Raw genomic sequence first — 11530 nt, forward strand, 5'->3', positions numbered from 1 at the left:
AGCTGGGTGCTCACCGATGATGAGGCATCATAGAAAAAAAAGACGAAAAACCTCGATTCGCGTTTTAAAGATAGCGATGATCGGGCTTGGACTGCTCATTTTGGGGCGGCTGGTACAGCTGCAGGTAGTCAACTATGACCTCTATAGTCCGCTGAGTCGCGAAAATTCGCTGCGCCAAGAGGTGATCAACCCGGCCCGCGGGCTGATATATGATCGCAACGGGAATCTTATTGTCGATAATGAACCGATCTATTCCATTACGATTACCCCGGCAAGCTATGACCGCTCAAACACCCCGCTTCTGGCCAATCTTCTTGAGATGCCTCTTGAAGATGTTCAAAAGCGCATCGACGAAGCCCAGTCATATTCCTGGTATCGCTCTTCCAGGCTTTTTACAGAATTGAGCTTTCCCAAGTTTTCACTTATCCAGGAGAACATTTGGCAGCTGCCGGGCATCGGCCACCAGATTGAGAGCAAGCGCCACTACTCGGTTGACAGTATACGGGCCTCGCATGTGCTGGGTTATCTTCGGGAAGTTTCAGAGCAAAAATACCTGGAGTCGAATCGTTACCACATGGGCGATAAAGCCGGAAAGAGTGGACTGGAATTGGTATATGAAGACCAGCTTCGCGGATCACTCGGGCTGGAATATATCCGTATCAATGCTCTGGGGCAGTCGCTTGGTCCATTCAATGAAGAAAACACCCGGGAAGCTCCCCAAAAAGGGAATGACCTTTATACCACACTCGATACTGACTTACAGCTCCGGGCTGAAGACCTCATGAAAGGTCGACAGGGAGCGGTCGTTGCGCTCGACCCCAATGACGGATCCATACTCTCCATGGTGAGTGCACCGCAGTATGATATCCGGCGTCTCTCCGGGCGTATCGATTCGGTGTACTGGCAGTCAATTAATGCTGACACCACGAATCCACTGTATAACCGGGCTATCTCCAGCAGGCAACCGCCCGGCTCCACATTTAAGCCTCTAATGGCGCTTATCGGACTTGAAATGGGTATTATCACCCCGGAGACAGTCATCGATAATCCCGGCTATTATTACCGGGGACGACGCTATGGTGACCTGGCAGATCCCGGTAAATACGATGTCCAAAAAGCACTTGAGAAATCCAGCAACACCTTCTTTTTCTGGATGATGGACAAAATAGCATCCAGCGGTAGATTTAACCAGTGGCACAAGCTCGTCACGGAATTTGGCGTGGGGCGAACCAACGGGATCGATCTGCCATACGAAACTTCTGGTGTTATCCCCGACAGCAGTTACATGAACAGAGCATTTGGCGAAGGCCGATGGGGTATTGGTGACCTGATAAATCTTGGCGTAGGTCAAGGTGTGATTTCAGTCTCTCCCCTTCAGATGGCAGTTGTGGCTGCCGGTATTGCCAACAACGGGTACCGGGTACAGCCTCACCTGGTTAAACGCATCAGAACACCTGAAGGCAAAATCTTGGATACCAATACCGAACTGCACAAGATAAGCTGGGTTGAGCAAGCCCAAATTGATGTCGTAAAAGAGGGAATGCGCCGTGTTGTGACTGATGGCAGCGGCCGCTATTACGCCAACCTGGACAGTATCAAGGTAGCTGGTAAAACCGGGACAGCCCAAAATCCGCATGGGAAAGATCACGGTTGGTTCATCTCATTTGCTCCCCTTGAAAATCCCCAAATAGTAGTGGTTGTGCTGATGGAAAACTCCGGATATGGTTCGATCTCTGCGGCCCCTGTGGCTTCATTATTAATCGAACAGTATCTGAAAGGAAAGATTGAGCGCGATTACGTATATCGCTATGCAAAGGATTTTAAACCCAGGGGTGAAGAACAAAACGAAGAGGAGGAGACCGAAGAATGAACATAATGCGTGAAATAAACTGGTCGCTTATCCTCTTTTGGATTGGACTTACCATCATCGGTTTGATTGGCATTTACAGTGCTACACAGGGACCGGTCGCCCAGTTTTTGCCCGAATTTATTCAAAACAACTTTGTAAAACAGCTGGTCTGGATCGGCATCTCGATCTGTATCCTTATCGGCATTCAGTTTATTTCTCCCCGGTTATTCAAAAGCTTCTCCTACCTGTTCTATGTGGTCGGCATCCTGCTTATGATCATTACGCTTCTGTTTGGACAAGAGATCAACGGGGCAAAAAGCTGGCTACAGATCGGGCCGGTGAACCTCCAGGTAAGTGAGCTTATGAAAATTGCCACAATCCTGGCTGTAGCCAATTACCTGACCAGCCGACGAGACATTTCGGCCGAAAACCTGCGGTATGCCCTTATCGCTGTTATGCTCATACTTCTTCCAACCATCTTGGTTATCATGCAGAATGACATGGGAACGGCCGTGGTATTTATGGCCCTCATTCCCGTCATGCTCTTCTGGTCGGGACTACCATACGGCGTGTCCCTCTTTATTGTCTCCCCTGCCATCATCGGGTACCTGAGCATCATCCAGTGGTATTGGGGCTTAATTGCCGCCGTTTTGCTGACCCTCGCGATATTCATTATTCAGCGGCGAACATGGCTGACATTTGCTTCTTTTGTTTGCGGCATCCTCATGGTGATCGGTGTGCAGGTGGCACTATTCCAGGTTTTACAGCCACACCAGCGTGCCCGAATCGCCGCATTTACGAATCCCTCCTTTGATCCCCAGGGAGCCGGGTGGAACGTAATTCAAGCCAAAACTGCGATCGGGTCTGGAGGCATTTATGGAAAGGGATTTCTGCAAGGTACCCAAACTCAGCTTCGCTTTCTGCCTGAGCAGTGGACTGACTTTATTTTCTGTGTAATAGGAGAAGAGTTTGGCCTTATAGGTGGGGGAATCGTGATATTTCTATTCCTTGGGATGGTGTTACGCATGCTAAACGCCGCCGATAGCCATAAGCACCCCTTTGCTCAACTTGTCATTGTGGGCGTCACGACCATCCTCTTTATCCACTTTTTTATCAATGTAGGAAGTGCTACCGGTCTCCTGCCCGTTATCGGCTTGCCTTTGCCTTTTGTGAGTTACGGCGGATCCGCGTTCCTGACCAACACCCTAATGTTGGCAATCTGTGTTAACCTCGATATCTATAAACACCAGTTCAGTATTTACCGCTAATTGAAGCTTGTTCTATATTAAACCTGTCATTAGTACATCCAATAAGTACTCAGGTTTGATAAGACACAAAATGTGATACTGTGTGACGTGGTTATTGAGGAGTTATTGGATTGACATTATTTGCCCCTAACGATGAGCACGTTTCAACGTTGGACTGAAGGATACAGGAATAGATGGGGGGGGCAAAGGTGGACAAAAATTGGAACCGGGATTTGCAGGATTAGGGAATGAACAGGATTGTTACGTTACTGTAGAAGTAATCCCGTAGATCCTTTAATCCAGCCTATCCTGATTCAAATGGCAAAATGTGAAAGAGGATGTCTTTCTACGCCTTAGTGAAAGAAATATTTCTTGACAAGGACAAGAAATAATGAGTGCACCTAGATTTTCAAACCCATACCAACGATAGAGCAGCCAACCAATCTTGACCGGCAAGCCCTGCATGTTCCCTATAAGGCTTTGTATATCGTTGCCTAGTGCTCGCGAAGCCTTTGCGTACCCTACGCATAGTCTCTGCCTACCCTACGCGAAGCCTTTGCGTAGGGTAGAGGTAGTCTATACGGAACGCTGCGTAGCTTATTTGCCCGCTTGGTTATGGACTGATATTCGGCTGTATATCACGAAATACCTGGTCGTCTCCCAAAACGTTCTTTATCTCCCTAAGGCGAAATCCGGACTGTCGCCAGTCGGTATACTCACTGGTTGAGATTTTGAACAAGCCCAAAAAGGGATCCACATTTATCGCCAGATCCAGCTCAGGATTACCCGTTGCCAGGAGATTTAAAAATGCCTGTGCGTTATTCAGTTTCCTGAATGAACCGAACTGGAATCGGTACGTCATCTCGGTGACTGCGGTATCCGCCAACGCAATAGTCTCAATGCCAAATGGCGTCCCCTCCAGCCGCTGGCTGGCCAGGTTATAAAATGCCACTGCCTCTTCTCTTTCCCCAAAACTTCTACTACCTATCTGGATGAGGCTGCGGGAATAATCATAATACAACGACAGGGACTCCTTCAGCCTTGGTTCATCGCGCTCTATTAGTGATATCGCCTGTGACAGTGAGTCTGAATAGTTCAGGACTACATAATATTGCAGGGTATCCTGTGCCGTCAGCGGTTCGGGTACTGGGGGCAACTCAGGATGCAGGTTGAAATTGGCATTGGTAAACACCCTGTTTTCCAGGTTTGAGGTCAAGTCAACGGTCATTGTGTCCGGTTTAACCTGCTCCATTCCATCGGTTTCCGGGAGCCAAAGTTGATACCTCCCGGGAGAAAGATCTTCAATGATAAAATCACCGGTGAAATAGCTTCTTACCGCACCTTCTTCCCGTTCTCCTATTTTTTTATACCTGATAGTGTGATCATAAAGAGAAGTATAAGCCGTGGTACCAGGATAGCTCAGCGTACCAATAATTTTGTAATCCTCTCTTCGATTGTTGGCTGGCACATTCCCGTATCTGCTCAAATCTTTATTCGGTAGGTTCATTGAAGTACCAGCATAAAAAGTTGGTGCGCGACGAACCGGGGAAGGCAATTTTTTAGGGAAGTCGAAATGCAGGGTAAAGCCGATATTGTTCGACCGGTAGATCTCGCTGTTGGATAAACTGGCCTGCAGCTGAAGGTTCAGATTCCGTGTTATCGGGGTTGATACTGTCGTGTTTGCTGAATAAAACAGGCCGGTATCATTGTCCCTGTTTGCCTGCAGTTGAAGCTGTATATCTATATTTGAGGTCGGCTCTTGGTACGCCAGGTTCAGTCCGCCCCCACGGGTTATTAAATTATCGGGCGTAAAGTACGGCACCCCTGAGTTGCGACTCTCGGTGGCACTGCCATAGAAACCGGTAGCCACCGGCGTGGCAGAAAAGTTACCCAGCGTCTGGGGCCACAGGAAGAGCGTCAATCCTCCTTCATAGGCAAATACATTATCCGTAAAATAACGACCCCTGCCACTAACCGCGGTTCTCAACAATCCGTCCAGCCACGTGTCTTCTCGATAAAGCGTGGCTTCCAGCTCCTTGATATTTTGCTCGATGCCGGTATTGGTTAGCACTGACTGGTACTGCAGCTCCAGGCTGTTGAAACTGAGGCTGTCGTAATAGGATATCCCGGCAGAGATGTAGGGAAACGTATCACTGGTTCGATATTGGGCGCCCGCCCCGGCATGGGCCTGTAGCTGTTGACTGGGAAATGTATGAGTAAAACTGTAATCGGCTTGGTAAAGCTGACCGGACAAATCCTGTTCATTAACAGTAGATCCCACAAAAATATCTGACAGGTTTATTCGATGCAGATTTCCAGTAGTATTGCCCCACTCCGCTCCCAGGCCTATCCGTGTTACCTGGTTGTTGAAGTTGTCATCCTGGTGGGAAGCCTGTGCCACTACCGAAAAACTCTCACGGGTCTGGTAGCGTCGGTTTAGATCCCTGCGCAGTGAGTCCGTGAACATCGCGGGATATTCCCGGTACATCTCCATCTGCTGATCATACGTCAGATAGCCCATCTCCGCCTCTAGGTCGTACTCCACTGAGTCTTTCCGGTTATCAAATAACAATGGATATAAGATATCGTACGCCTCCGGGGTATAGCCCTCGTAAAACAGGGCCCCGCCAATAAACGTGCGGAGTGAGTCGACTTCTGGATACTTCCTCAAGATCTGGAGTGACTGGCTGTGAAACCGATCGAGCTCGCCACGGTCAAGCATCCACTGCAACCTTGTTGTGGGGTCAAAATGAAACGCACGGCTTGCCCACTGTTCGGCGGTTACAGTATCCTGGCGTGTATCGGCGTAGATGAAGGCAAGATCATCGGCAAATGGGCGCAACTGCGCATGTGCATATGGCGGCAGCTCATCTACTATTTTCAAGGTTGTTTCAGTACTGTCATACCAGAAAGAACGCTGCAGCTTATAAGCATACAGAGTGTCGGACTGAGGGTTTTGGGCTATCAGGCGGTCCAGGGCTCCTTTGGTAATGCTGTTCCAGCTAGTGTCCGCAGTAAAACTGGTTACTACATTCCGGATTATTTGCGTGCTGTCTGGATACGTATGGTATTCACGTCGCAGCCACTTCAACTCGGTCTGGATATCCGGCCACCCAAACTCTTCAACGACTTTATTATTCAGATCGAGTGTGGCAGGAGTGGGATTGATTCTCCACCGGTTTTCCAGCAGCCTCCAGGCATCCATAGCCCTGTTCTGCCAGCCGTAGAATGTAAGCAGGCGCTCCACCGACATCGGGTCCATATTCTGACTGACCAAGACTTCATCCTCCAGCAGATCGATCGCTTTATCGGTGTTGTTAGTCCCGAGACTAACCCGAATAACCTGATCCCTGAGCTCAACTGATTTGGGATTACGGGCAAAGGCTTGCTCCAGGCTATCCAGGGCTTCCGGGGTATATTCGATTCCGGGATTGGCGGTAAGAGACTGAACCGCCTGGAAGTTTTGAATTTCCTGAGTAAGCTGATCAACGGTTAGCCGATTTTCAACACCTCGCTCGCCAGGGTCCATTTGGGGAAAGGATAGCACCAGGGCCGAGGCAGCAAATTGATATAGATATCCATTCCATAACGTAGTGCGAGTAAATTCCGCTCCTATCTCCTCCAGCTTTTGTTCTGTCTGATCAACGTAGTACTCTGGCACATACATGAACCAGTACCTGGACGTTGCAGAATTCGCAACCCGGCCCTTTTCATCTATCTGGCGGGTCACAAACTGCTGTTCAGTAATGGAACGCTGGTAGCTTCGGTTACGGTAGGCCTGAACTTTGGGCACAGCTGTGCGCGCCGCCTCAAATCTCAGCATCGGGTATGATGCCTTGGTCTCAACAACCCTGTTTTTGAAGAGGTCGTAGAACCCATGCTCGCCTCCACCAAGCCCATCTCTCCAGCCCAGTCGGTTTGGATTTCGTGTACCAAACTCTTCATACATATCGTTACCGTTCCCGATGTCAAACACATCATCAGGATGAACAAAATGGTTCCATATTCCGGTGATAAGCAAGTGTGAGTGCTGCAGGAACCGAGAATTATTGCTTTTCTTGAAGCCGCTTGTCTGCCTGGGATAATCGTAGAAATAGGGGTTGTAAGGATCCGGCCCGAACTCTCGGGCGCCACCGTCTGCGAGATCTCCCGTTGAAAGGGAGGCCAAATACCTGAGCGAGGGCATCCCTTTTGTCAGGCTCTTGATACCAGCAGAATCGATATAATTGTGCGGGGGCACATAGGTAATCGGGGAATCGCCCAGTTGCTGAACGAACCACATCCGCTTTGAAGCTTCCAGGGATGAAGTCATGTAGCGCTGGTGCCGCCAGTTTTCCATGAGCAGCGAATAGTGGTTATAGCCGTGGAAAGCCAGCTCGTGACGACTTGCCAAAACATCTTTTGCCAGCGTGGGAGTAACAAAAACAGAATCCCCACCGGCCTCCACGGTGCCCAGCTTCCACTGCTCAAAGGTGAAGGGAGGAACCATCTTTGAGTTATAATTATACACCAACATGGCGGTGTATGTGATATTCAGCGAATCTGCCAGTTTTTTCATATCGGGCCACCAGACGTCATATACAAACTGCGCCTGTGTAATACCGTACTCCGTGGCGATCGGTTCCATCATCTCGTTGTAAACCGGCGCCGGAAAGTCATCAAGAAAGATCGTGGAGATATTCCCAACTTCATATGGGACGCCGGGCAGTGTTCGAAGCACATTGGAAAACAGGAGACCGCGGTAATCCCGGCCGCTAAACATATAGGAGTTATATACATACACACTTCCAGCCCCAACACTGTTTTGTAAAATTACTGGATAACCATTTCGATTTTGGGCAGTAGCTATCACCGAAACATTCTCTTTAAAAACTGCCGGAGAAAAACCCTGGTGTGCACTTTGGGTGACCAGCGTATCCTCGACTCCCTGGAAACCGGGAAACACCTCCTGCCTGAAAAGAAACCCGGTGGCGGTGGTATCTTCCTGAAGCATGGTATTTGGGTGCATCCCTTGTAGATACATCAAGCGGCTGTCCCAAACGGGGCGCGGGATAATGAGGTTATTCCCATCATTGACAAAGCGAAGCAGGCGTTCAATCTCAAGAGAGTCGACCTGTTGCAGCTGGCCCGTTGTAAGCAATACGGTTTGGGCCGTCAGTGGTATATCAAAGGTGGAGTCGCGGGACAAATCCTGGACCTGGTATCGTATCTTTGCATAGTCAAGCGCCTGGGCCAACTGCCCGGTAATCTCCTGGCTCACGGTGTCTGCCCGGTGGCTGATCATGTGCACAAGCGGCGGAGAGTCTGTCCTGGATACACTCTGGATAAAAGGGTTGCTTTGGGACAGTTTCTTATCGCAACCACTTAGTAATAAAAGAGCGAGAAATAGAAATTGTAAAAGCCGTGCCTGTGAAGAATCACTCCTCAAACATAGGCCAGGGCTCTTCTGTATAGACCTCATATAATGTTTCATCTATTTGTGAGGTGCCCGTTTCGTAAACTAACTCGTAAACCACAGCATCTTTACTTTCATAAAATTTTGACAGCTCTCGGTTCTCCCTGGTTTTGTACTCCTGCACCCACTCTTCAAGGCGCTGCATCACCGTTTGGACGTTGTTTATATTGTTTGTTTGAAAATTGAAGGGTGACTTGGCCAGGAAAAGGAATACACTGGGACTGGGCCGATAATCAAACTGAATTTCCCGGATCGGTTTATCACTTTCGACAATTTTTTGGTAGTACAGTGAATCATAGGTCGCAAAGTTATCCAGGAAAAAATTATACTCGAGAAAGTAATTCCGATTCTGTGACATGATCTGCATTACTGTGGGGGCCACGACGGTGTAGGAATAGGGAACCCGATTTTCTGCGATACGATAGTAGGAGTCAAAAAAGCCTTTTGGGATCGTTTGCTCGCCCCGGGAGTAATCCCCTATCTCATATTGGGTAAAGGCAAAACCTAAGATTGTGATGACCAGCAGAGAAAGTGCTAATCTATACTGAGCTTGTTCTTTTAGTGTAAACAGCCATTGCATAAATCGTAGGATATTCAACAAAATAATGCCCCAGAAGATGGCTGAAATGATAGTAAACACATAGAAAAACTGGCGGGTGTCGATCCATTCCGGGTTAACATTGAATGATGGAGAATATAGCAGAAGCAATATTGTAAAGCCTGCAGTCAGCAGTGCCTCCGCCCACCTGTTTGAGACCCCCCGGAATATGTTGATCATATAGATAAATGTACACGCGATTCCCGCAATCAAATACCCCTGCATAAGCCTGGGATGGGTTAAAATAAAATCCGAAAAAGTATCATACACCTGGGGATTGAATAATTGCCACAGAATAAACTCCTTGTAGTCCAGTCCAAAGTAGATAATAATGCCGGTGTACAGAGCCACTACAGTAGCTACAGAAGCAAATAATACACCAATCTTCATCATTTTTCTCTTGCCCTTTTCAGCATATATCGAGTAGAGAGCTATCATCAGCAGCGGGGGGAGTAAAACGTTGAGAAACACAAAAATATCGATCAACGCAGTAGCCAACAGTCCCCAGAAAAAGAGCTTCTTGTATACGCCTCCCCTGCTGAAATGCCAGAAGCCATAAACAGCAGGCACCGCCAGGCAGAAGGCCGCATTTATTTTACTCTGGTGAATCTCGTGCACCAGGGAGTCCTGCAAAATCAGGACCGGGGCGATAGCGTATACGGCCATACTGAACATGGCACTAAAACGTGTAAATATGCTCGAACTGTCGGTAGCTATCACCCGGTGAATAATCCAGTAAATGATAAGACAGACCGGTATAGTCAGGAGTGCTTCGGCAAAATGTACGATCATCTCCGGCTTTACCTGTGAGATGCTGTTAAAAAAACTGACGAAAGCATAAAACCCGGGGGGCTCCGGAATATCGCCAAAAAGACGCTGCAGCCGAATGTCTTTTACTTTTTGAACCACAAAAAACCAGTTGCTGTTGGAGGGAACCGGGCTCTGCAGGGCGGGATACAGCCGGAGCCCTCCTCCTAAAACGGCTACACAAATAACGGCATATTTCCACCTGTTGTCGGTGTTTGAGATACTCATCAGCCGGGGAAGCTGAATTGGATTGTCACTTCTGTCAGCATTGCTGAACAACAGTTTCACTTTCTCTATCATCTTCAACTGCCAGATCAAAAACCGCTTGCTGGAACTTGGGTCGCCGTGCATCTCAACCGATTTTCCATACAGCTGCTCCGCATTTTTTGTATTGCTCATGGCCGAACGGACCAGTATCACGGCGGCCATCAGGATCAACATCCCGAACAGATCGTACAAATCAGACAGTGACAGCACCAGCACCGCCAGTATCAAAAAGCCGGAAAAGCAGGTCCACTTGAAGATTAGCCTGTTTTCAAACGGCTCTTCCTTAACTTCCGGATTCATCAGTGAGTCAAAGAGACCAAAAAATATAAATATACAAATCCCAATACGGACCAGGGCCAATAGAACCTCACTGATATAAATCTCTTCCATCCTGCTGTATTGTCGTATTGAATTTGTGTTTGTGAGTGATCGAAACCGAACGTTTTGACTACGGAATTGCGCTGAGAGCGCGCGGTTTTGTGAACATCTGGAGTGAATCCAACTGGATCTGACTCAGGTAATAGGGGTAGCTCAGGGTATCCAGCCGTTCGCTGACCCTGGCTGCCATCTCCCTGGAATTTACATAGTCCACCAAATAGGCATTGCCGTTTACCAGCCCGGCATATTTATTTATATACTCCACCCGTTCCCTGTAATCCTGGTCGGTTCTGAGTGCATATGCCTGATCTTCAAAATTGTAGCTTGTTGCTACGCTTTCCAGCATAACTCCATCAACATAATTCCTGGTTTGATTCAGCAGGAAAAATCCCCCATTCTGAATCAGCGTAGCTTCTGGATATCGCTCTCTTATCTCACGGATCAAGGTTACCATTTCGTCCTTCATATGGTGTCTTGGTGAGTATGGTGCCACCCCATCGATGGTATCCAGCAGCAGACCGTCCAGCTTGTAATCCATGATTTCAGGGATCACCGATTCAAGGATTATAGCCCGGACTCGCGGGTCCTCCAGGTTCAGGTAATAACTACCCCAGCTTTCATTTTTTCCCAACAAATCCTCCTGCTGCAACTTTTTGAAGTAGTGACGACTCGGGTGGACTTCACTCAAACTCAGATAACCCAACACCCTGGTCTCAGACTGTGATAATGCCATCAGTTCATGCTCCATATACTGGTCCTGTTCCAGGATCACCATGTCATAGTTCTTTATTTCTGTAAGAGTCACTTTTTTGTAATCAATACCAAACCTGGTCAATGCGTCACCTCCTTTACAGGATATGTTAAGTCCAACCACCAGTAGAAACAGCTGTAGAGAGCAGACAAATCGATACATCAGAAACCCCCAAAAA

Annotated in this window: 5 protein-coding genes; 2 read left to right on the top strand and 3 right to left on the bottom strand. The window is 48.2% G+C overall.

What is annotated here, in order from left to right; genetic code table 11:
- The first annotated feature begins 16 nt into the window (after positions 1-16).
- Both mrdA and rodA read left to right on the top strand, forming a co-directional pair.
- Entirely contained in the window at positions 17-1870 is a 1854-nt protein-coding gene (mrdA, locus tag NC796_RS01415) for a penicillin-binding protein 2 (protein ID WP_310681418.1), read from the top strand.
- Entirely contained in the window at positions 1867-3117 is a 1251-nt protein-coding gene (gene rodA, locus NC796_RS01420; RefSeq protein WP_310681420.1) for a rod shape-determining protein RodA, read from the top strand. Before mrdA ends, rodA begins: the two co-directional genes overlap by 4 nt.
- A 592-nt stretch (positions 3118-3709) precedes the next feature.
- Here rodA and NC796_RS01425 read toward each other — a convergent pair.
- The 3 genes from NC796_RS01425 to NC796_RS01435 all read right to left on the bottom strand — a co-directional run bounded on the left by NC796_RS01425 (position 3710) and on the right by NC796_RS01435 (position 11514).
- Positions 3710-8380 (bottom strand): DUF2194 domain-containing protein, encoded by a 4671-nt coding sequence (locus tag NC796_RS01425; RefSeq protein WP_310681471.1) that lies wholly within the window; start codon positions 8378-8380, stop codon positions 3710-3712.
- A 133-nt stretch (positions 8381-8513) separates the two neighbouring features.
- Positions 8514-10613, bottom strand: a complete 2100-nt coding sequence (locus NC796_RS01430) for a hypothetical protein (protein WP_310681422.1) — start codon at positions 10611-10613, stop codon at positions 8514-8516.
- Positions 10614-10671: 58 nt separating this feature from the next.
- On the bottom strand, positions 10672-11514 hold the full coding sequence (locus NC796_RS01435) for an endo alpha-1,4 polygalactosaminidase (protein ID WP_310681424.1): 843 nt from the start codon (positions 11512-11514) through the stop codon (positions 10672-10674).
- Positions 11515-11530: the final 16 nt, after the last annotated feature.

It is taken from the genome of Aliifodinibius sp. S!AR15-10 (genome assembly GCF_031569985.1).
Lineage (GTDB): Bacteria > Bacteroidota > Rhodothermia > Balneolales > Balneolaceae > JAMQKA01.

Excerpts from the sequence above, each read along its gene's own strand:
- NC796_RS01425 (WP_310681471.1), bottom strand. The coding sequence starts at position 8,380 with ATGATCAGCCACCGGGCAGACACCGTGAGCCAGGAGATTACCGGGCAG.
- NC796_RS01430 (WP_310681422.1), bottom strand. The coding sequence starts at position 10,613 with ATGGAAGAGATTTATATCAGTGAGGTTCTATTGGCCCTGGTCCGTATT.
- NC796_RS01435 (WP_310681424.1), bottom strand. The coding sequence starts at position 11,514 with ATGTATCGATTTGTCTGCTCTCTACAGCTGTTTCTACTGGTGGTTGGA.
- mrdA (WP_310681418.1), top strand. The coding sequence starts at position 17 with ATGATGAGGCATCATAGAAAAAAAAGACGAAAAACCTCGATTCGCGTT.
- rodA (WP_310681420.1), top strand. The coding sequence starts at position 1,867 with ATGAACATAATGCGTGAAATAAACTGGTCGCTTATCCTCTTTTGGATT.